The sequence below is a fragment of the Pseudomonas putida group bacterium ESBL64 genome (assembly GCF_045277175.1).
GTDB lineage: Bacteria > Pseudomonadota > Gammaproteobacteria > Pseudomonadales > Pseudomonadaceae > Aquipseudomonas > Aquipseudomonas alloputida.
Window position 1 is genome coordinate 3810387 of sequence record NZ_CP145799.1, and the last position, 21725, is coordinate 3832111.

Sequence of the window (21725 nt, forward strand, 5' to 3'; positions counted from 1 at the left end):
TAACGTGCTCACCTGCGCTGTGCCTGCCGAGGAAACGGCGGCTGGCTAGCCTTGCTCGACGCGATTACGCCCCTGCTCCTTTGCCCGGTACAGCGCTGCATCGGCTCGTTTGAGCACCTGATCGCTGCGTTCGCCAGAACGGAATGCACCCAGGCCGATGGAGGTGGTGATCACTACCCGCTCACCCTTGAAGTGGAATGGGCAGGCTTCGACTGTGGCGCGCAACACCTCGGCCATCTGCGCAGCGACTGCGGGCGTAGTCTGCGGCAACAGCAAGACGAATTCCTCGCCGCCAAAACGGGCGATGAAATCCCGGCCCCGCAGACGCTTGCGCAACTGGTCGGCCACGATCTTGAGGACCTTGTCCCCAGCCAGATGACCATAGTTGTCGTTGATGCGTTTGAAATGGTCCAGGTCAAGAATCGCCATCGCCAGATGACCGCCGTTTTCCTGCCAGTCAAGCATTTCGCGTTCGACTTGCTCGCTCCAGGCCGCACGGTTGGGCAGGCCGGTGAGCGGGTCCAGCAGCGCTTTCTGGCGCTGTTCTTCCAGGTGTTCGCGATAGCCAAGCGCCTCATGCTCCATGCTCGCCACCCGCTCCGACAAGCCTTGCAGGCGACCGGCCAGTTCCTGCTCGCGGCGATCACGCTCGTGCTTGTGCTCGTCCATGGTCAGCAGCAAGCCTTCCAGGCGGTTTTCCAGAATGTGCTTGAGGCTGTCTACATCGGCGGCACCTTGCACGCTGCTCTGCAGGCCGTCGACGTGCTCACGCAGTTGGCTATCCAGCTCGCGGGCAGCGGTGCTGTTGTCCGCGTGACCGGCACTGGCCTCGTGCAGGTGGCTCTGGAAACCTTCCAGGCGTTCATTGAGCTGCTGCAGGTAGGTTTCGAATTCGTGCTGGCCGCTGTCGGTGATCGCCAGCATGAGGACTGCCAAGTCATCCAGCACCGGGATCAGCTCATACCAGTTCAAGCCGCGAGCAACCCGCTCGCGCATTTCCAACGCCTGAGCCTTGTGGCGCTCGGGCAGGCTAAGGTCATCGAGCAGACCGATCAGGGTCTGCTCGATGTGCGCGGCAACCTGGCTGTAAGGCGGCTCCACTGCGTAGGGCAGGGCATAGGGGCCGTCTTCACCAAAGGTTTCTTCAAGGGCTTGTAAGGGTTCTGCCTCAGCCAATGGCTCGCTGGCGGAAACTGCAGCTTCCGGCAATAGCGCCTTGTCCCTTGGCAACGGGGCTGGCGCCATTTCGGCCGTTTCGATCAGCGCTGGGCCAAATGCCTCCAGCTCAAGCTCGGGCGCTTCGGCCACCTCGGCAGTCGGAGCAGCAGGGGCCGACAACGGTTGTAGCGCATCGACATCATCGGGCCGCGAGGGCTCGGCACTGCCGGCTGCCTGGGGCACAACCTCGGCAGCAGGCAACGCCACCGGCGCAAGCTCTGCTCCTGCCTGTGCATCTTCCTCGCGGCTTCCGAACAACCGCTGCAGAAACCCGGGTCGGGCTTCTTCACCCGGCTTGCCAAGGGCCGACAGCGCGCGCCCTTGCAAGCCGCTCAACTCGCCCAACAGCGGCGGCAGCTCGCGTGACTGGGCAACCCCGCCGTCGAGCTTCTTCGCCAGTTTTTTCAATGGCCGCGAGATATCACTGGGCAGGGGCAGGCCTTGCAGTTGGCCAACCAGTGCGGTCAGCGCATCGCTGACTTGGTTCATGCGGGTTTCGCGACGCTGTTCGGAATCCAGTACCGCTTTCTCAAGGCGCGGAATCAAGCCGGCGAGGCCGGCGTCCATGTTGTCGCTGCGAATGACATCGCGCATTTCCTTCATGCACGCGTCTACCACCTTGTCACTGCCTTCAGCAGCCAGGGTGCTGCGCACCAGGCCTCGACGCAGCAGGTCAAGACGGGCATCCCAACGGCGTTCGAGCTTTTCTTGCTGCTCGATGCTTTTAAGGTATTTTTCTTTCCAGCGCTCAGCGTCTTCAGTCATGCCCGGGTCCGCAAACGGTGATGGCAATTAGCTCAAAACCGGCAGCGTATCCACAGTCAATGCATCAGGCAATCGAATCTCGACAGCAACGGGAAGGTGGTCCGAAATTGGCTGCGCCAGCACCTCGACACGCTCCAGCGTGAGGCTTGAACTGAGCAAAATATGATCAAGGCAACGCTGCGGTCGCCAACTGGGGAAGGTGGCCTCGACTTGCGGGGCGACCAGGCCCAGGTCGCGCAGTGGCGAATGCTCCAGCAGGTCGGTGGCATGGGTGTTCATGTCACCCATCAGCACCTGGTGACGGTAGCCGCCTATCAGCTCGCGGATATAACCCAGCTGCAGGGCGCGGGTCTTGGCCCCCAATGCCAGGTGCATCATCACCACTATCAGCGCATCTTCGCCTTCGCCAAACCGCACCAGAATCGCACCTCGCCCGGCCGGGCCAGGCAACGGATGGTCTTCGAGCAGTTGCGGCTTCAGGCGGCTGAGCACACCGTTGCTGTGCTGGGCAAAACGCCCAAGGTTGCGGTTGAGCTGCTGGTACCAATAGGGGAAGGCCCCCAAGTGGGCCAGGTGTTCGACCTGGTTGACGTAGCCCGAGCGCAGGCTGCCACCATCGGCTTCCTGCAGGGCCACCAGGTCGAAGTCACCCAGCAACCTGCCGATCTTCTGCAGGTTACCGGCACGGCCGTTATGCGGCAGCAGGTGCTGCCAGCTACGCGTCAGGTAATGGCGGTAGCGCTCGGTGCTTATGCCCACCTGGATGTTGAAACTGAGCAGCCGCAGACGACCATCCTCGGGCAGGCCCGGGGCCTGCAGGTGATGCTCGTTGACCTGCGGCTCGTGCAGGCCAATGCCACGCGTAGCTCTGAAGCGGGGCATGGGTGACGCCGCCTACTTGGCAGCGCGCTCCTTGTCGATCAGCTGGTCGGCGACATTCAGCACGCCTTCCGGTCCGCCGGCAGTCCCCAGGTCGAAGCGGTACTTGCCGTTGACGACCATGCTCGGTACGCCGGTGATTTCATACTTCTTCGCCAATTCCTTGGCCTGTTTGACCTGGCCCTTGATGGCGAACGAGTCGAAGGTGGCGAGGAACTTGTCCTTGTCCACACCTTGAGTGGCGAGGAAGTCGGCCATGTCGTTCTTGTCGGTCAGGCGCTTGTGCTGGTTCTGAATGGCATCGAACACCGCCGCGTGCACCTTGTGCTCGACGCCCATGGCTTCGAGGGTCAGGAACATCTGGCCGTGTGCATCCCACGGGCCACCGAACATGGCCGGTACGCGCTTGAAGTTGACGTCCTTGGGCAGCTTTTCAGCCCAAGGGTTGATGGTCGGCTCGAAGTGGTAGCAATGTGGGCAGCCGTACCAGAACAGCTCGACGACTTCGATCTTGCCAGGCACGGAAACCGGAACAGGGTTGCTCAGCTCGATGTATTCCTTGCCGGCGACAGGCTCGGCGGCCTGAACGGCAGTCATACCGAATACGCTGGCGGCGACCAGCGCAGCGCTGAGAATCAGTTTACGCATGCTTTACTCCTGAGCAGTCATGGGTCGCCACGACGCGACCTGCACTGAGACAGGCCGGGAAGGGCTCGAGTTCTGTAGTGTAACGGCTGCGGACGGAAAAAAGGGCAGCCCGGCCGCCCTTTCATCATTGACCTACAACATTAACCGAAAGTTAATGCAGGCCCTGGATGTAGCTGGCCAACGCTTCGATGTCATGGTTGCTCAGCTTGCCAGCGATGGTGCGCATGGTCATGGCATCGCCATCGTTGGTGCGGTTGCCTTCGCGGAAATCAGTGAGCTGCTTGGCCACGTACTGCGAGTGCTGCCCGCCCAGGTGCGGGAAGCCGGCCAGGGCGATGCCCGCGCCGTTAGGCGAGTGGCAGCCAGTGCAGGCCGGCATGCCCTTTTCCAGGTCGCCACCATTGAACAGCGCACGGCCGCGCTCGACCAGTTTGGGATCGGCGGCACCCACGCTGCCTTTCTGGCTGGAGAAGTAGGCGGCGATATCGGCCAGATCCTGGTCGCTGAATGCGGCCAGCATGCCGGTCATTTCCAGCACGGTACGCTTGCCCGACTTGATATCGTGCAGTTGTTTTTCGAGATAGCGCTGGCCTTGGCCGGCCAGTTTCGGGAAGTTCGGTGCCAGGCTGTTGCCGTCAGGATTGTGGCAGGCGCCACAGACGGCGGTCTTGGCCTGGCCAGCGGCGGCATCGCCTTTGATAGGTTGCGCAGCAGTGGCCGCACCAGCGACACCCAAGGTCAACAGCAGACTCACGACTAGTTTGTTCATCAGCTAATCCAACACGGCTAAGGGTGAAATGTTATGTATCGGGACTGCCGCTCATCCAAAGGATGACCAAACGGTAGTCCTCGGCACTGCAGTCCATGCACAATCCACGCGGCGGCATAGCCTTGAAACCCTGGGTCACGTGCTTCACCAGTACATCCATGCCTTGCGCCAGCCTTGGCTCCCATGCTGCCCGGTCACCCCGTCTGGGTGCCTGTGGCAACTGCCCGGTGTGACAGGCCGCACACGTGCGGTTGTACAACACCTCGGGATCCTGTGTAGCCTGTGCGCTGAAAAACGGCAGGAACATACCGACAGCAAGCAGCCATTTCGCCATGCGGAACGACCTTCAGGGTTGGGGGCCGCGCTGCGTTCTGTTGCGCGAGCTATTGTTCGACACCCCATGCCCGTTCTCCTTCGCTGGGAGAATGAGCACACAAAAACTGGGGCATTATATACTTCCGCCATCCAAACGGAAACGACACCGCTTGCCAGGCTTGGCTCTACAAAGTCAGGCAACACCCACATCGGATATCCCATGCAAGTCAAGAACCCCATCCTCGGCCTCTGCCAGAAAGCCAAATTCGCCCTCAGCGCAGCCAAGGTCGAACAATGCCCGGACGACCAGGGCTACGAGGTGGCTTTTGCCGGCCGTTCCAACGCCGGCAAATCCAGCGCCCTCAATACCCTGACTCATGCCAGCCTGGCGCGTACCTCGAAAACTCCCGGACGCACCCAGCTGTTGAATTTCTTCAGTCTGGACGATGAACGGCGTTTGGTCGACCTGCCGGGCTATGGTTATGCAAAAGTCCCGATTCCGCTCAAGCAGCACTGGCAGAAACACCTGGAAGCCTACCTGGGCAGCCGTGAGTGCCTGCGTGGCGTGATCCTGATGATGGACGTGCGTCACCCGATGACCGACTTCGACAAGATGATGCTCGACTGGGCCAAGGCCAGCAGCATGCCGATGCACATCCTGCTGACCAAGGCCGACAAGCTGACCCACGGCGCGGGCAAGAACACACTGCTGAAAGTACAGTCGGAAATCCGCAAGGGCTGGGGGGATGGCGTGACCATCCAGCTGTTCTCGGCACCCAAGCGCCTGGGCGTGGAAGACGCCTACCGAGTGCTGGCAGACTGGATGGAACTGGAAGACAAGCCGGTCATTTAATGCTTTGCGCCTGACCCGTAGGAGCGGGTTTGCCCGCAAAAGGGCCGGGCCTGCTCTCCACCCGCCGTTCACCGTTGCCGCCACTACCGTATTCGCGGGTAAACCCGCTCCTACACCTGATCGGGGTTGGACACGCTTTGGTGATTGGGCGCAGGCCCTTGTAGGCGCGGGTTTACCCGCGAATGCAGCGGTGAATTCGACATCGCATTCGCGGGTAAACCCGCGCCTACGGAGGCTCAGTACAAGCCATCCGGCAAATTCCGGGCAAAAAAAACCCCGGACTTCGTATGGGGAGGGGGAAGTTCGGGGTCCAAGTCCGGACCGCTAGGGCGGGGTCCAGATATCTGCCAACACTTAACACAACATAGGAGCATCGAAGGGCTTCACCAGCCATTCAGTTACTCTGAGTTCCGCTTCACCGGTTTAGTTCCGAAGCCCACAAAACTATTTGCGATAGTTTCATGAAACTTAAGCACCCACAGCACTGAGCGGTGCTCGGATCCGCGTCACTACGCCGCAGATCCTACACAGTTTTACCTGCTCAATCAGTGAGCTTCGTCCCAATTCGCACCAACGCCTGCTTCGACAAGCAGCGGCACATCCAGCTGCGCGGCCTGGCTCATGTGCTGGCGAATTTCATCTTTCACCTGCTCCACCAGGTCCTCGCGTACCTCAAGCACCAGTTCGTCGTGCACCTGAAGGATCACCCGGGCATCCAGCCCGCTCTCGCTCAACCAGTTATCTACTTTGACCATGGCCCGCTTGATGATGTCGGCCGCAGTACCCTGCATCGGGGCGTTGATCGCCGTGCGCTCGGCGCCCTTGCGCAGGGCAGGGTTCTTGGCATTGATGTCTGGCAAGTACAGCCGGCGGCCAAACAGGGTTTCGACAAAGCCTTGCTCGGCCGCCTGGGCGCGGGTGCGCTCCATATAGGCCAGCACGCCCGGGTAGCGGGCAAAATAACGGTCGATGTAGTCCTGTGACTGCTTGCGGTCGACGCCGATCTGCTTGGCCAGGCCAAAGGCGCTCATGCCGTAAATCAGGCCGAAGTTGATCGCCTTGGCGCTGCGGCGCTGGTCGGTGGTCACGTCTTCCAGGGCCACACCGAACACTTCGGCTGCCGTGGCGCGGTGCACGTCCAGGTCATTGCGGAAGGCATGCAGCAAGCCTTCGTCCTTGGCCAGGTGGGCCATGATGCGCAGCTCGATCTGTGAATAGTCCGCCGCCAGAAGCTTGTAACCCGGACTGGCGACGAACGCCTGGCGAATACGCCGCCCTTCAGCGGTGCGGATCGGAATGTTCTGCAGGTTCGGGTCGCTCGACGACAACCGGCCGGTGGCCGCCACGGCCTGCTGGTAGGACGTGTGGATACGCCCGGTGCGCGGGTTGATCTGCCCCGGTAACTTGTCGGTGTAGGTGCTCTTGAGCTTGCTCAGGCTGCGGTACTGCATCAGCACCTCTGGCAGCGGGTAGCCTTGTTCGGCCAGTTCGTCGAGCACTGCTTCGGCGGTGGATGGCTGGCCCTTGGCGGTCTTGCTCAGCACCGGCATGCCCAGCTTGTCGTAAAGAATCGTGCCCAGCTGCTTGGGCGAGCCGAGGTTGAACGTCTCACCGGCGAGCTCGTAGGCACGCAGCTCCAGCTCAGCCATCTTCACGCCCAGCTCACCGCTCTGTACCTTCAACAGCTCGGCATCGACCAGCGCACCCTGGCGCTCGATCCTGGCCAGCACCGGCACCAGCGGCATCTCGATATCCATCAGCACCGGTTGCACGCTCGGCGTCTGTGCCAGGCGGGCCTGCAATGCATGGTGCAGGCGCAGCGTGATGTCGGCGTCTTCGGCGGCGTACGGGCCGGCCTTGTCCAGGGTGATCTGGTTGAAGGTAAGCTGCTTGGCACCCTTGCCGGCGATGTCCTCGAAGGCGATCGTGGTGTGGTCGAGGTACTTCTGCGCCAGGCTGTCCATGTCATGACGGGTGGCCGTGGAGTTCAGCACGTACGACTCGAGCATGGTGTCATAGGCCACGCCGCGCATCTCGATGGCGGGGGAGCCATTGGCGAGGATGTTGATGTCGTACTTGGCGTTCTGCCCGACCTTGGCCTTGGCCGGGTCCTCCAGCAGTGGCTTCAGCGCCAGCAGCACGGCCTCGCGGTCCAGCTGGGCCGGCGCGCCTTCATAATCGTGGGCCAGCGGCACATAGGCCGCTTCATGCGGCTCGACAGCGAAGGACAGGCCGACCAACTGCGCCTGCTGGGCGTCCAGGCCGGTGGTCTCGGTGTCGAAGGCAAACAGCGGTGCCTGGCGCAGCTTCTCCAGCCAGGCGTCGAAACGGGCCTGGTCGAGAATGGTTTCGTATTTGGGCTCGACCTTGGCCGCAGGCTCCACGGCCGGGGCAACATCATCACCAGCCTTGGCCGCATCGCGCTGCACTTCGGCGACCCAGCTCTTGAACTCCATCTCGGTATACAACGCCAGCAACGCCTCGCGGTCAGGTTCACCGCACACCAGCGCCTCGACCTCCACATCCAGCGGCACGTCAACCTTGATGGTTGCCAGCTCGTAGGACAGGAAAGCCGCGTCGCGGTGCTCCTCCAGTTTGGCCGGCAAGGTCTTGGCGCCGCGAATGGCCAGCGTTGGCACCTTGTCCAGGTTGGCGTAAAGGTCGCTGAGACCGCCGCCGATGCCGGTCAGCAGCCCCACTGCCGTTTTTTCGCCCACGCCCGGCACACCCGGGATGTTGTCGACCTTGTCACCCATCAGGGCCAAGAAGTCGATGATGTGTTCCGGGCCGACGCCGAACTTCTCGTGCACGCCAGCCACGTCCAGCACGCTTCCGGTCATGGTGTTGACCAAGGTAATGTGCCCGTCCACCAGCTGCGCCATGTCCTTGTCACCGGTCGAGATGATCACCGGGCGACCCAGGGCGGCGCTGCTGCGCGCCAAGGTGCCGATCACGTCGTCAGCCTCGACACCCTCCACGCACAGCAGCGGGTAGCCCAACGCCTTGACGCTGGCGTGCAGCGGCTCGATCTGTACCCGCAGGTCATCCGGCATGCTGGGGCGGTTAGCCTTGTACTCGGCGAACATGGCATCGCGGAAAGTGCCGCCCTTGGCGTCGAACACCACGGCAAACAGGCTGTCGGGATATTGCTTGCGCAGGCTCTTGAGCATGTTCAGCACACCCTTCACCGCACCGGTCGGCATGCCCTTGGACGTGGTCAGCGGTGGCAGCGCGTGGAAGGCGCGATAAAGGTAGGAGGAACCGTCCACCAGGACGAGGGGCGCTTGGCTCATGAGCAGAATCAACCTTTTCGACGGGTCCGGCGCTAGAATAGCCAGAATCATTGACGACAAAGGGACTAGGTTATCATGCGCACACTCAATCGCCTGTTACTGCTCGGCCTGTTGGCAACCACGCCTGTCGTCACCCTGGCGGCGGACGACGCCCCCTCGGCCGATCCCGAGGTGACCATTCGCACGGAAGGCGATAAAACCATCCAGGAATACCGGCAAAACGGCTTCCTGTATGCGATCAAGATCACGCCGAAAAACGGCAAGCCTTACTTCCTGGTACGCGCTGATGGCACTGATGCCAATTTCATTCGATCCGACCAGCCGGACATGCTGATTCCGTCCTGGAAGATCTTCGAGTGGTAAGCTGACGCGCACCGTTCACATCAACCCGGCACTTCCCGGCGGAAGTGCCCGTATGGGCAATTTTTCATCATGTCAGTCTTCACCCCCGTGACCCGGCCTGAGCTGGAAACCTTTCTGGCGCCGTACGAGCTGGGCCGTCTGCTCGACTTCCAGGGCATTGCCGCCGGTACCGAGAACAGCAATTTCTTCGTCAGCCTCGAACAGGGGGAGTTCGTCCTGACGCTGATAGAGCGTGGGCCCAGCGAGGACATGCCGTTCTTCATCGAGCTGCTCGATACCCTGCACGGTGCCGACATGCCGGTGCCCTATGCCATTCGTGATCGCGACGGCAACGGCCTGCGCGAGCTGTGCGGCAAGCCGGCATTGCTGCAGCCCAGGCTGTCGGGCAAACACATCAAGGCACCCAACAACCAGCACTGCGCCCAGGTCGGCGAGCTACTGGCACACATTCACCTGGCCACCCGAGAGCACATCATCGAGCGCCGCACCGACCGCGGCCTGGACTGGATGCTGGCCTCGGGTGCCGAGCTACTGCCACGCCTGACTGCGGAGCAAGCCGCATTGCTGCAGCCGGCGCTGGACGAAATCAGCGCACATAAGGCGCAGATCCTGGCCTTGCCGCGGGCCAACCTGCATGCCGACCTGTTCCGCGACAACGTGATGTTCGAAGGCACCCACCTGACCGGTGTGATCGACTTCTACAATGCCTGCTCCGGGCCGATGCTGTATGACATTGCCATCACCGTGAACGACTGGTGCCTGGATGAGCAGGGAGCGGTGGATGTACCACGCGCCCAGGCACTGCTGGCAGCCTACGCGGCGCTGCGGCCGTTCACTGCAGCCGAAGCCGAGCTGTGGCCGGAAATGTTGAGGGTAGGCTGCGTGCGTTTCTGGCTGTCGCGCCTGATTGCCGCCGAATCGTTTGCCGGGATGGATGTGATGATCCACGATCCGAGTGAGTTTGAAGTACGTCTGGCGCAGCGCCAGCAGGTGGCTTTGCACCTGCCGTTCGCTCTGTAGACCACGTCTGCTTCTTCGCGGGTGAACCCGCTCCCACAGGGATAGCGACAGCCTTGAGGCCTGCGCAGTACCTGTGGGCACGGATTCACCCGCGAAGGGGCCGGTACAGGCTTACAACTGTTCCAGGCAGCCTGTCAGGTCACCGCCCAGCTTCTCCAGCAAGCGTTCATACCCTTTGCCATCCACCGGATCGGTGCCACCCAAGGCATCCAGCTCGGCCAGGCGCACCGGCAACCCGGCAGTCAGCGTCTCGGCCAATCGCGGCCGCAGTGGCGGCTCGCTGAACACGCAGGTCTTGCCCACTTCCTGAAGACGCTTGCGCATGGCCGCCACATGTTGCGCCCCAGGCTGCACCTCGGATGCCACGCTGAACACGCCCGCGTGCTTCAAGCCATATTCAGCTTCAAAATAGTCGAAGGCTTCGTGGAAGACGAAGTACGGCTTGCCGGCAATACCGGCCACGCGCGCCTTGATACGCCCATCCAACGCATCCAGGCGTTCATCGAAGGCCTTCAGGTTGCTCTGATAGCGAGCCGCATTGGCCGGGTCGACCTGGGCCAGGTCAGCTGCCATTTTTGCCGCGATTACTCGCGCATTGACCGACGATAGCCACAAATGCGCATCCAGGCTGCCTGGGCGGTGATCGTGGTCATGATCGTCATGGTCTGCTTCCTCATGGGAATGGCTGTCCTCGCCAAAGTGGCGCAGCTTCATGCCCGGCAGCGACTGCACAGCCACTGTGGCCTTGCTGCGGCTTCCCAGCACACGCGGAAGGAAATTCTCCATGTCAGGGCCGATCCAGTAAAGCAGGTCGGCATCGCCTACCCGCCGCACGTCCGAGGGGCGCAGCGCATAGTGGTGGGGTGAAGCGCCGGGCGGCAGCAGCACGTCAGGGCTGCCAACACCCTCCTGCACGGCAGCGGCAATCTGCTGCAGGGGCTTGATACTGGTGAGCACACGCACGTCGGCCTGCGCGGATAATGCGATGAAAGCGACAAACAGAGCCAGGAATCGGGACACGGTGGATACTCGAATCTTCAGAAACAGGTAACATAATAACGTCTCTGTCCAGAACCGTCGCTGCCCATGTCCATCACACCGCTGGCCAACCGTCCTCACGACCACTCCCATTGCGTACACAGCGCACTGGCTGAAGCCGACGCCTTGTGCACCCGCCAGGGCCTGCGCCTGACAGCCCTGCGCCGCCGTGTGCTGGAGCTGGTGTGGCAGAGCCACAAGCCACTGGGCGCCTACGACATCCTCGCTGTGCTCAGTGAGCAGGACGGCCGCCGCGCCGCGCCGCCCACGGTGTACCGTGCGCTGGACTTCCTGCTGGAAAACGGCCTGGTACATCGCATCGCATCGCTCAACGCCTTCATCGGCTGCAGCCACCCCGAGCACGTGCACCAAGGCCAGTTCCTGATCTGTCGGGCCTGCCATGTGGCCATCGAGCTCGAGCAGAGCAGCATCAGCGAGGCCATCATCAACAGCGCCAAAGGCGTGGGTTTCACGGTCGAGACCCAGACCGTGGAAGTGGTCGGCCTGTGCGGTAACTGCCGGAGCGCGGCATGAGCGACGCCCTGATTCGCCTGGAGCAGGTCGGCGTCACCTTTGGCGGTGAGGCAGTGCTCGACAGCATCGACCTGTCGGTCGCCCCAGGCCAGATCGTCACCCTGATTGGCCCCAACGGGGCGGGCAAGACGACCCTGGTGCGCGCCGTACTTGGCCTGCTCAAGCCACATCGCGGCAAGGTATGGCGCAAACCCAAGCTGCGCATTGGCTACATGCCGCAGAAGATTCAGGTTGATGCCACGCTGCCGCTGTCGGTGCTGCGCTTCCTGCGCCTGGTGCCCGGCGTAGACCGCGCGGCAGCCTTGTCGGCGCTGCAGGAAGTGGGCGCCGAGCAGGTCATCGACAGCCCGATCCAGACTATTTCCGGCGGCGAAATGCAACGCGTGCTGCTGGCCCGCGCCTTGCTGCGCGAACCCCAGTTGCTGGTGCTCGACGAACCGGTACAAGGTGTGGACGTGGTCGGCCAGACCGAGCTTTACAACCTCATCACCCGCCTGCGCGACCGCCACGGCTGCGGCGTACTGATGGTGTCCCACGACCTGCACCTGGTCATGAGCGCCACCGACCAGGTGGTGTGCCTGAACCGCCACGTGTGCTGCTCGGGCCACCCAGAGCAAGTCAGCGGTGACCCGGCGTTCGTCGAGCTGTTCGGCAAGACCGCACCGAGCCTGGCCATCTACCACCACCATCACGACCACAGCCACGACCTGCATGGCTCGGTGGTCGCCCCTGGCACCCATGTTCACGGAGAGCACTGCAAGCATGGCTGATTTTCTTCTCTACGCCTTGCTTGCCGGCTTGTCCCTGGCACTGGTTGCAGGCCCACTGGGCTCCTTTGTGGTATGGCGGCGCATGGCCTATTTTGGCGACACCCTGTCTCACGCCGCGCTGCTCGGTGTGGCCTTGGGCTTTGCCCTGGATGTCAGCCCGGCATTGGCGGTAACCGTGGGCTGCCTGTTGCTGGCGATCCTGCTGGTGACATTGCAGCAACGCCAGCCGCTGGCCTCCGACACCCTCCTGGGTATCCTGGCCCCCAGCACCTTGTCGCTGGGCTTGGTGGTGCTGAGCTTCATGCACGATGTGCGCATCGACCTGATGGCTTACCTGTTCGGCGATCTGCTGGCCATCAGCACCACCGACCTGGCCTGGATCCTCGGTGGCAGTGCACTGGTCCTGCTGCTGCTCGCTGCGCTGTGGCGGCCGCTGCTGGCGGTTACCGTGCACGAAGAACTGGCCATGGTTGAAGGCCTGCCCGTGGCCGGCTTGCGCATGGCGCTGATGCTGCTGATCGCGGTGGTGATTGCGGTTGCCATGAAAATCGTTGGCGTGTTGCTGATTACCTCACTGCTGATCATTCCTGCCGCTGCGGCACAGCGTCACGCCCGCTCACCAGAGCAGATGGCCTTGGGTGCCAGCCTGCTGGGTGTCACCGCAGTGTGCGGCGGCCTGGCCATGTCCTGGTTCAAGGACACCCCCGCCGGGCCCTCGATCGTGGTCTGCGCCGCGGTGCTATTCTTGCTGAGCCTGGCTCTGCCAAAACGCTGAAAAGCAAGGCGTGTGCAGGCACGCCTTGCAACCTTCGGCCCGTAAAGGGTCTGTAAGGCCTATTTTCGAGCGTGCGCACCTGGGTGTAGACTTGCTCGCTTTTTGCGCAAATAGAGAGTCGCAGGAATGAAGCCGTTCGCCTCCCGTTATCTGCTTGTTGCCGCGTTTTCCCTGATCCTGGCTGCCTGTTCCAATGCGCCGGTCGAACAGGCCACCGCACCTGCTCAAGCAGATGCCTGGCAGCAGTTGCAACAGAACATCGCCAGCAATGAGCTGGCTACCGCCGAAGACCAGCTTGCTGCACTGCAGGCCCAGTCGCCGGATGATGCACGCCTGGAGCAATACCAGCGCCAACTGGCCGAAGCTTACCTGCAACGTAGCCAGATCGTTCTGCAGAAGGGCGATGTAAACGCGGCAGCTACCGCGCTGGCCCGTGCCCGGGCACTGATGCCGCAGGCGCCAGCGGTGACCGGCGGGGATGCCGTGACCCAGGCCCGCAAGGCCGAACTGGAAAAGGCTGAAGCTGCGCTGAAAGCCGCCGAAGCCAAGCCCAAGGCACGCATCATCGACCCGACAGCGCCCAGTACCGTGGTGGCCTTGAAGACCACTGACAGCCGCGCGCTGCGCCGCCAACTGGACGACATTGCCGCCGATGTGGTGAGTTACCAGTGCGAAGTGGTATTCCAGGTACCGCGCACCGAGGATGCACCTTGGCTGAAGACCTTGCTGGAAAAGCGCGTGCGCAAGATTGACAGTGGGTTTGAGCTGAAGCAGAAGCATCAGATCCAGCGCTCGCTGCCGGCACAGGTGGTGCTGGTCCCGCATCAGCAGTAAACGCTTCGCGGGTAAACCCGCTCCTCTATCAGGAGCGGGTTTACCCGCGACAAGGCCTTATCAGGCAGGAACAGCTTCAGCTGCCGCCTCCCGCTCCCACACCCGGTGGCTTTCAACCGCTTTGACAAAGGCATCCACTGCCTTCTGCTCATCCCCGAGCAGCAGCCCCTTGTCCTCCTTGAGCCCCAACGCTTTCGCCAATTCCTTGGTCAGCACCAGCGCCTTCAGGTGCTTGTAGCCCTCCAGCACGAAGTGCTTGGCCAATCCGCTAGCCGCCAGCGCATCCGTAGAGGCCTTGCCCGCAGGCACGACAATCCCATCGAACATGATCGAAGGCATCCCCTCCATCGACGCCGCTACCGACAGTTGTTTGCCATCCGCCGCCTTCACCGGCGCCGAAGTCGGCCCCAGCAGCATCGGCCGGGCACTGTGCGCTTCCAGGGCCTTGACCAGTTTGTCCACGCTGGCAGCGTCCACGCCATCTGCCACCAGCACAGCAATCTTGCGCCCCTTGATACCCACCGAACCTGGGTGGTTCATCTGGCTCAACGCAGGCGATTGCGCCAGCTGGCTACCCTTCACCTTCACCGTACCCGCTTTCGGCGCAGGGAGGCCCAGGTTGGCCGCAACCGCCGCCGCCAACTTCAGGTCGATGTTGGCGAGAATTTCATTCACTTCCCGGGCGCGGATATGTTCACGCTCCACTTTGCCCAACTCGAAGCTGTAAGCCTTGATGATGTGCTGTTGCTCGGTCGGGCTCATGCTCTGAAAGAACAGCCGGGCCTGCGAGAAGTGATCGCCGAACGACTCACTGCGCTGGCGAATCTTGTGCGCATCGATACGCTCCTGATAGCTCTCGAAGCCGCCATCTTGCGCCGCAGGCGGGGTTTCCTTTGGCCAGCCGCCATCAATCGAGTTGGGCTCGTAGGAAGCCCGGCCCTTGTGCACGACGTGCTGGTGCAACGCATCACGCTGGTTGTTGTGGTTCGGCGCTACCGGCCGGTTGATCGGGATCTGGTGGAAGTTCGGCCCACCCAGGCGGCTGATCTGGGTATCGGTGTACGAGAACAGCCGGCCCTGCAGCAGCGGGTCGTTGGTAAAGTCGATACCTGGCACGATATGGCCTGGGCAGAACGCCACCTGTTCGACCTCGGCAAAGAAATTGTCCGGGTTGCGGTTGAGCACCATCTTGCCCAGCGGCGTGACGGGTACCAGTTCCTCCGGGATGATCTTGGTCGGGTCCAACAGGTCGAAGTCGAATTTGTGTTCGTCAGCCTCAGGCACAATCTGCACGCCCAGTTCCCATTCCGGGTAGTCACCGGTTTCGATGGCTTCCCATAGGTCACGGCGCTGGAAGTCGGTGTCCTTGCCCGCCAGCTTCTGGGCTTCGTCCCACAGCAGGGAATGCACGCCCTGGCGTGGTTTCCAATGAAACTTGACGAAGCTGGCCACGCCCTCGGCATTGATCAGGCGGAAGGTATGCACGCCAAAGCCTTCCATCATTCGAAGGCTGCGCGGGATGGCGCGGTCAGACATGGCCCACATGACCATATGGGCCGACTCCGGCACCAGCGAGACGAAATCCCAGAAGGTGTCATGAGCCGAACCGCCGGTCGGTATCTCGTTGTGTGGCTCTGGCTTCACCGCGTGGACAAAATCGGGGAACTTGATGGCATCCTGGATGAAAAACACCGGCATGTTGTTGCCGACCAAGTCGAAATTGCCTTCATCTGTATAGAACTTGACGGCAAAGCCCCGTACATCTCGCACCGTGTCACCAGACCCGCGTGGGCCCTGAACCGTCGAGAAGCGGACAAAAACCGGGGTGATCTTTTCCGGATCTTGCAGGAAGCCCGCCTTGGTCAGCTCAGCGTGGTTGCCGTAGCTCTGGAAGAACCCGTGTGCCCCGGTACCGCGTGCGTGCACGATGCGCTCGGGGATACGCTCATGGTCGAAGTGGGTGATTTTCTCGCGCATGATGAAGTCTTCAAGCAGCGAAGGCCCGCGATCACCCGCCTTGAGGGAGTTCTGGTTGTCAGCAATGCGCACGCCTTGGTTGGTTCGCAGCGCATGCCCGGTCGCATCGCTACGGTCGGCCTCCAGGCTCTGCAGCTTGGCATTGGTGTTGGCCCTGTCGGGGGTCTGGGTACCGGCGGCCTCGCTGTGCTTGGGCGCATCCGTTTTCTTGCTGGGCATGATCGGCTCTCCTCATCAGTCTTAAGGCGTGCCCGTTCAGGGCTTGTGCAAGTAGTGACTGGAGGGCGTTGCCGAGCGTTCAATCAGGATTACCGGTTGTCGCGATATGCCCGATGGATTGGTGCATGACGAAATAAATGCTAAGAACAGCTATGGGAAAAGGCTAAAATGCGCGACCCCAGCTAACCGCTGACCCAAATTTCAATGCGCCCCACAAGGTTCGCTACGTGATCGAGTTCCAACAGGTACATAAAACCTACCGCGTTGCCGGTAGGGAAATCCCCGCACTGAATCCGACCAGCCTGACCATCGAAGATGGCCAGGTGTTCGGCCTGATCGGCCATTCCGGCGCTGGCAAAAGCACCATGCTGCGCCTGATCAACCGCCTGGAGGAACCCTCCGGCGGCACGATCATCGTCGACGGCGAAGACGTCACCGCGTTCAATGCCAGCCAGTTGCGCGGCTTCCGCCAGCAGGTCGGGATGATTTTCCAGCACTTCAACCTGCTGGCTTCCAAGACCGTCGCCGACAACGTCGCCCTGCCACTGGCCCTGGCCGGTGAGCTGTCGCGCAGCGAAATCGACAAGCGTGTCACCGAGCTACTGGCTCGCGTTGGCCTGTCGGACCACGCCAAGAAGTACCCGGCGCAGCTGTCCGGCGGCCAGAAGCAGCGCGTCGGCATCGCCCGCGCCCTGTCCACCAACCCAAAGATTCTGCTATGCGACGAGGCCACCAGTGCCCTCGACCCGCAAACCACGGCCTCGGTCCTGCAACTGCTGGCCGAGATCAACCGTGAACTGAAGCTGACCATCGTGCTGATTACCCACGAGATGGACGTGATCCGCCGTGTCTGCGACCGCGTGGCCGTGATGGACGCCGGTCAGATCGTCGAGCAAGGCTCGGTGGCCGAGGTGTTTTTGCACCCGCAGCACCCCACCACCAAGCGCTTCGTCCAGGAAGACGAGCAGGTCGACGAAGGCGAGCAGCGCGACGACTTTGCCCACGTGCCAGGCCGCATCGTACGCCTGACCTTCCAGGGCGACGCCACCTACGCGCCGCTGCTGGGCACCGTGGCCCGCGAAACCGGTGTCGACTACAGCATCCTCGCCGGGCGTATCGACCGCATCAAGGATGTCCCCTATGGCCAGCTCACTCTCGCCCTGATCGGCGGAGACATGGAAGCGGCGTTCGCCCGCTTCAAGGCAGCTGACGTACATATGGAGGTACTGCGTTGATGGACGCCCTGAATTTCTTTGCCAACGTCGACTGGGCCGAAATCTGGCTGGCCACCGTCGATACCATGATCATGCTGTTCGGCTCGCTGTTCTTCACCGTGCTGCTGGGCCTGCCACTGGGCGTGTTGCTGTTCCTCTGCGGGCCAAAGCAGATGTTCGAACAGAAAGGCGTCTATGCGCTGCTGTCGCTGGTGGTCAACATCCTGCGCTCGCTGCCATTCATCATTTTGCTGATCGTGATGATCCCGTTCACCGTGCTGATCACCGGTACCTCGCTGGGCGTTGCAGGCGCCATCCCGCCGCTGGTAGTGGGTGCCACGCCGTTCTTTGCGCGCCTGGTTGAAACCGCCTTGCGTGAAGTGGACCGCGGCATCATCGAAGCCACCCAGTCGATGGGCGCCACCACCCGCCAGATCATCACCAGTGCGCTGCTGCCGGAGGCCCGTCCGGGCATCTTCGCGGCCATTACCGTAACCGCCATCACCCTGGTTTCTTACACTGCCATGGCCGGTGTGGTGGGTGCCGGTGGCCTTGGTGACCTGGCTATCCGCTTCGGTTACCAGCGTTTCCAGACCGATGTGATGGTAGTGACTGTGGTACTGCTGCTGATACTGGTTCAAGTACTGCAGAGCGTGGGCGACAAACTGGTCGTGCATTTTTCCCGTAAATAACCCCAATGGGGTCGGCCAGGCCGACCCGTTCGGGGGCCGTCGCGGCCCTCACAAGGAGTGATCAATGAAGAAGCTGCTTGCTGTCGCTGCCGCTGTCGCGGCCTTCTCGGCCCAGGCCGATACCCTTACCGTCGCCGCCACCCCGGTGCCGCACGCCGAGATCCTCAACTTCGTCAAACCACAACTGGCGAAAGAAGGCGTAGAGCTGAAGGTCAAGGAATTCACCGACTACATCCAGCCGAACGTGCAGGTGGCCGAAAAGCGCCTGGACGCCAACTTCTTCCAGCACCAGCCTTACCTGGATGAGTTCAACAAGGCCAAGGGTACCCAGCTGGTGAGCGTGGCAGGCGTGCACATCGAGCCACTGGGCGTGTATTCGTCCAAGATCAAGAAGCTGGACGAGCTGTCCTCCGGCGCCACCGTGGTCATCCCCAACGACGCCACCAACGGCGGCCGCGCCTTGCTGCTGCTGGACAAGGCTGGCGTAATCAAGCTCAAGGACAACAAGAACATCCTGTCGACCGTGAAGGATGTTGCCGAAAACCCGAAAAACGTGAAGTTCCGCGAGCTGGAAGCCGCCACCATCCCGCGCGTGCTGACCCAGGTAGATGCTGCCCTGATCAACACCAACTACGCGCTGGAAGCCAAGCTGAACCCGGAAAAAGACGCGCTGGCCATCGAGGGCAGCGACTCGCCTTACGTGAACATCCTGGTTGCCCGCCCGGACAACAAGGACTCGGACGACATGAAGAAACTGGCGGCTGCACTGCACTCGCCTGAGGTGAAGCAGTTCATCATCGAGAAGTACAAAGGCGCTGTGGTTCCGGCGTTCTGAGCCAACATCCCCGGGGCCGCTTTGCGGCCCTTTCGCGACGCAAGGCCGCTCCCACAAAGTAAGGCGTACGCCGATCCGTGGCCTTGTGTCGCGAAAGGCCTGCGCAGCAGGCCCAGCACTCTCAATCCCGCTTGACCAGCCCCGGCAGCTGCGCCCCCAGCTTCTGGTTGTTGAACGGCGCCCGAATGAACCCACGCTGTCGCCCATCCGGCCCGACAATCGCCAGGTTACCGCTGTGATCCACGGTATACCCCGGCTTGCTGGTATCCGCCGGAATGAACGGAATGCTCAAGGCATTGGCCAGCTTCTGGGTATCCTCGATCGACCCCGCCACACCGACAAAGTCTTTGTCGAAATAGCCCAGATACTGCTTTAGCTGGTTCGGCGTATCGCGGTTAGGGTCCACACTCACCAACACCACCTGCAGCCGGTCGACGGCATCCTTGGGCAGCTCGCTCTTCACCTGGCGCAGCTGGGCCAGGGTGGTCGGGCAGATGTCCGGGCAGTAGGTGTAGCCAAAGAACAGCAGCGACCATTTGCCCTTGAGGTCATCCATCTGCACCGGCTGGCCGTCCTGATTGGTCATGGTGACATCAGCCACGGCGCGGCTCTGCGGCAGCAGGATGATGCCCGCATCAATCAGCTCGGCAGGGTTGGGCTGGTCACGACCATTAAGCACCTTGTTGACGGTCAGGCCCAGGATCAACGCGACCAGGGCAACGAGGATGAAGACGGTTTTCTGGGTTCGGGTCATAGGCTCAGCAACAGGTAGTGGTCAAGGAGCAACGCGATGAACAGCGCGAACAGGTAGCCGATAGAGTACTTGAAGGTGCCGATCGCCGCGTGCGGCCGGCTGCTACGGTACAACACCCAGGCCCAATGCAGGAAGCGCAGGCCCAAGCCCAGGGCACAGGCCAGGTACAGCGGGCCACTCATGTGGATGGCATACGGGAGCAGGCTCACCGCCAGCAGGATCAGGGTGTACAGCAGGATATGCAGTTTGGTGTAGCGCTCGCCGTGGGTCACCGGCAACATCGGGATATCGGCCTTGGCGTATTCCTCCTTGCGGTGGATGGCCAGCGCCCAGAAATGCGGCGGGGTCCAGGCGAAAATGATCAGCACAAGCAGCAAGGGTTCGGCGCTGACATGGCCGCTTACCGCCACCCAGCCGAGCAACGGCGGAGCGGCACCGGCCAGGCCACCGATGACGATGTTCTGTGGCGTGGCGCGCTTGAGAAAGCCGGTGTAGAGCACCGCATAACCGAGTAATGAGGCCAGGGTCAGCCAGGCGGTGAGGGCGTTGGTGAACACCAGCAGCAGGACCATGCCCAGCAGCGCCAGGGCCAAAGCGAACAACAGCGCCGGCAGGGGCTCGACTCGGCCTTGGGCCAAAGGCCGTTTGTGGGTGCGTGCCATCAGCGCATCGATGCGCCGATCCACCACATGATTGACCACCGCTGCACCACCCGCGCACAGGCCGATGCCCAGGTTGCCGAACAACAGCACGCTCCAGCTGACGCCCGCTCGGGTGGCCAGGAACATGCCCGCCAGCGAAGTGATCAGCATCAGCACCACCACCTTGGGCTTGGTCAGCTCAAGGTAATCGCGCCAGCGGGCCCGTCGTACGCTTAGAAGCGTCGCCACGAGTCGTTCCTCATGTGATGGGAAATGCCCACCCCGACCACCGGCCGCAGACGCCAACCATGGCCGACACCCATACGAACCTTGTCGACCACTCGAATGCGGTAGTTCACCAGCACCATGCTCAGCAGCAGCATCGCCCCGCCGGCATTGTGCGCAACAGCCACCGCCAGCGGCAGGTGGAACACCACGTTGCTGATGCCCAGGCCCACTTGCAAGGCCAGCGCCAGCAGCACCAGCCGCGCCAGGCCGGGGAGACCACAGCGGTGCAGCTTCCAGCTGAGCATCAACAGCACGCAGGTCACCAGCAGCGCGCCCAGCCTGTGGCTGATGTGGATGGCCGTGCGCGCATCACTGTCCAACTGCCCGCCAAGGTAATTGGGGCCGACGTGCTGGGTCAGGTGGAAGCCGTTGCTGAAATCCGCCGCTGGCCACCACTGGCCATGGCAGGTCGGCAGGTCGATGCAGGCCACGGCTGCGTAGTTGGCGCTGACCCAACCGCCCAGGGCAATCTGGCCGATTACCACCAGCAGCGCCAGTGCAGCGATCCGGCGCAGGCTCAGCGGCAGTTTCGGCAAGGGCGCAAAAGCCCGGGACAGACGCAGAGACAACAGGAACAGCAAGCTCAACGTGGTAAAGCCTCCCAGCAAGTGCGCCGTGACCACCTGCGGCCACAGCTTCAGGGTGACCGTCCACATTCCGAAGGCTGCCTGGGCCAACACCACACCCAGTAGCAGCATCGGCAGGCGATAAGGCTGCCCATCGCGTGCATGCCGGCGCATTGCCTGGAACGCGAGCAGGGCGATCACCACGGCCAGGCTACCGGCAAAGTAGCGGTGGACCATCTCGGCCCAGCCCTTGGCAGCTTCCACCGGGTGCTCAGGAAAGTGCAGCTCGGCATGGGCCAACTGCGCTTCACTCTTGGGCACGCTGATAAAGCCATAGCACCCGGGCCAGTCGGGGCAACCGAGGCCGGCGTGGGTCAGGCGGGTATAGGCACCGAGCAGGACGACCAGCAGTGCCAGCAGGGTGGCGAACACAGCAAGGCGAAATCCAGGTCTGGCCATGGCAGG

At 62.2% G+C, this 21725-nt stretch carries 21 protein-coding genes; 10 read left to right on the top strand and 11 right to left on the bottom strand.

Annotated elements, in window-relative coordinates:
- Positions 1–45: 45 nt before the first annotated feature.
- The 5 genes from V6093_RS17320 to V6093_RS17340 form a co-directional block, all read right to left on the bottom strand.
- Positions 46–1983 (bottom strand): diguanylate cyclase, encoded by a 1938-nt coding sequence (locus tag V6093_RS17320; protein WP_406669567.1) that lies wholly within the window; start codon positions 1981–1983, stop codon positions 46–48.
- 27 nt (positions 1984–2010) lie between these two features.
- A complete protein-coding gene (locus V6093_RS17325; protein ID WP_003252985.1) occupies positions 2011–2865 on the bottom strand; it encodes an endonuclease/exonuclease/phosphatase family protein in 855 nt (284 codons plus the stop codon).
- Positions 2866–2877: 12 nt separating this feature from the next.
- On the bottom strand, positions 2878–3510 hold the full coding sequence (dsbA, locus tag V6093_RS17330; RefSeq protein ID WP_003252987.1) for a thiol:disulfide interchange protein DsbA: 633 nt from the start codon (positions 3508–3510) through the stop codon (positions 2878–2880).
- Between the two features lie 151 nt (positions 3511–3661).
- Positions 3662–4279: a cytochrome c gene (locus V6093_RS17335; protein WP_003252989.1), complete on the bottom strand. Its 618-nt coding sequence runs from the start codon at positions 4277–4279 to the stop codon at positions 3662–3664.
- Positions 4280–4310: 31 nt separating this feature from the next.
- Positions 4311–4613 (bottom strand): cytochrome c5 family protein, encoded by a 303-nt coding sequence (locus V6093_RS17340; protein WP_003252992.1) that lies wholly within the window; start codon positions 4611–4613, stop codon positions 4311–4313.
- Positions 4614–4814: 201 nt separating this feature from the next.
- Between V6093_RS17340 and yihA the strand changes: the two genes are divergently transcribed.
- Positions 4815–5447 carry a ribosome biogenesis GTP-binding protein YihA/YsxC gene (gene yihA, locus V6093_RS17345; RefSeq protein ID WP_003252993.1) on the top strand — a complete coding sequence of 211 codons (633 nt, stop codon included), beginning with the start codon at positions 4815–4817 and terminating at the stop codon, positions 5445–5447.
- A 545-nt stretch (positions 5448–5992) separates the two neighbouring features.
- Here yihA and polA read toward each other — a convergent pair.
- Positions 5993–8740: a DNA polymerase I gene (gene polA / locus V6093_RS17350; RefSeq protein ID WP_047603784.1), complete on the bottom strand. Its 2748-nt coding sequence runs from the start codon at positions 8738–8740 to the stop codon at positions 5993–5995.
- A 75-nt stretch (positions 8741–8815) separates the two neighbouring features.
- Here polA and V6093_RS17355 point away from each other — a divergent pair, with 75 nt between their 5' ends.
- Together V6093_RS17355 and V6093_RS17360 are read left to right on the top strand one after the other, a co-directional pair.
- Complete coding sequence (locus V6093_RS17355; protein WP_003252997.1) at positions 8816–9103, top strand: DUF2782 domain-containing protein; 288 nt, start codon at positions 8816–8818, stop codon at positions 9101–9103.
- A 69-nt stretch (positions 9104–9172) separates the two neighbouring features.
- Positions 9173–10123: a homoserine kinase gene (locus V6093_RS17360; RefSeq protein WP_003252998.1), complete on the top strand. Its 951-nt coding sequence runs from the start codon at positions 9173–9175 to the stop codon at positions 10121–10123.
- 111 nt (positions 10124–10234) lie between these two features.
- Here V6093_RS17360 and V6093_RS17365 read toward each other — a convergent pair whose 3' ends face one another.
- On the bottom strand, positions 10235–11143 hold the full coding sequence (locus tag V6093_RS17365) for a zinc ABC transporter substrate-binding protein (RefSeq protein ID WP_047603783.1): 909 nt from the start codon (positions 11141–11143) through the stop codon (positions 10235–10237).
- Between the two features lie 66 nt (positions 11144–11209).
- On the opposite strand from V6093_RS17365, the gene zur reads away from it, so the two are divergent.
- The 4 genes from zur to V6093_RS17385 all read left to right on the top strand — a co-directional run bounded on the left by zur (position 11210) and on the right by V6093_RS17385 (position 14074).
- Complete coding sequence (zur, locus tag V6093_RS17370; RefSeq protein WP_003253002.1) at positions 11210–11695, top strand: zinc uptake transcriptional repressor Zur; 486 nt, start codon at positions 11210–11212, stop codon at positions 11693–11695.
- Positions 11692–12465 (top strand): zinc ABC transporter ATP-binding protein ZnuC, encoded by a 774-nt coding sequence (gene znuC, locus V6093_RS17375; protein WP_003253004.1) that lies wholly within the window; start codon positions 11692–11694, stop codon positions 12463–12465. The genes zur and znuC overlap by 4 nt, the downstream gene beginning before the upstream one ends.
- Positions 12458–13240: a zinc ABC transporter permease subunit ZnuB gene (znuB, locus tag V6093_RS17380; protein WP_003253007.1), complete on the top strand. Its 783-nt coding sequence runs from the start codon at positions 12458–12460 to the stop codon at positions 13238–13240. The genes znuC and znuB overlap by 8 nt, the downstream gene beginning before the upstream one ends.
- Positions 13241–13366: 126 nt before the next feature.
- The gene (locus tag V6093_RS17385) at positions 13367–14074 is read left to right on the top strand and encodes a PA5502 family lipoprotein (protein WP_011953148.1); all 708 of its coding nucleotides are present in this window, start codon (positions 13367–13369) and stop codon (positions 14072–14074) included.
- 60 nt (positions 14075–14134) lie between these two features.
- On the opposite strand, the gene katE is transcribed toward V6093_RS17385, so the two are convergent.
- Positions 14135–16270, bottom strand: coding sequence for a catalase HPII (gene katE, locus V6093_RS17390; protein ID WP_047603782.1), 2136 nt, complete (start codon positions 16268–16270; stop codon positions 14135–14137).
- Positions 16271–16497: 227 nt separating this feature from the next.
- On the opposite strand from katE, the gene V6093_RS17395 reads away from it, so the two are divergent.
- The 3 genes from V6093_RS17395 to V6093_RS17405 all read left to right on the top strand — a co-directional run bounded on the left by V6093_RS17395 (position 16498) and on the right by V6093_RS17405 (position 19011).
- Positions 16498–17505: a methionine ABC transporter ATP-binding protein gene (locus tag V6093_RS17395; RefSeq protein WP_003253013.1), complete on the top strand. Its 1008-nt coding sequence runs from the start codon at positions 16498–16500 to the stop codon at positions 17503–17505.
- A complete protein-coding gene (locus V6093_RS17400) occupies positions 17505–18176 on the top strand; it encodes a methionine ABC transporter permease (RefSeq protein ID WP_003253016.1) in 672 nt (223 codons plus the stop codon). The genes V6093_RS17395 and V6093_RS17400 overlap by 1 nt, the downstream gene beginning before the upstream one ends.
- 64 nt (positions 18177–18240) lie before the next feature.
- A complete protein-coding gene (locus tag V6093_RS17405) occupies positions 18241–19011 on the top strand; it encodes a MetQ/NlpA family ABC transporter substrate-binding protein (RefSeq protein WP_003253017.1) in 771 nt (256 codons plus the stop codon).
- A 121-nt stretch (positions 19012–19132) separates the two neighbouring features.
- Here V6093_RS17405 and V6093_RS17410 read toward each other — a convergent pair whose 3' ends face one another.
- From V6093_RS17410 to V6093_RS17420, 3 genes are read right to left on the bottom strand one after another with little or no spacing between them, the layout of a single operon-like run.
- Positions 19133–19765, bottom strand: coding sequence for an SCO family protein (locus V6093_RS17410; protein ID WP_003253019.1), 633 nt, complete (start codon positions 19763–19765; stop codon positions 19133–19135).
- Positions 19762–20655, bottom strand: a complete 894-nt coding sequence (gene cyoE / locus V6093_RS17415) for a heme o synthase (RefSeq protein WP_004575259.1) — start codon at positions 20653–20655, stop codon at positions 19762–19764. The genes V6093_RS17410 and cyoE overlap by 4 nt, the downstream gene beginning before the upstream one ends.
- Complete coding sequence (locus tag V6093_RS17420; protein ID WP_011953144.1) at positions 20640–21719, bottom strand: heme A synthase; 1080 nt, start codon at positions 21717–21719, stop codon at positions 20640–20642. The genes cyoE and V6093_RS17420 overlap by 16 nt, the downstream gene beginning before the upstream one ends.
- Positions 21720–21725 lie beyond the last annotated feature (6 nt).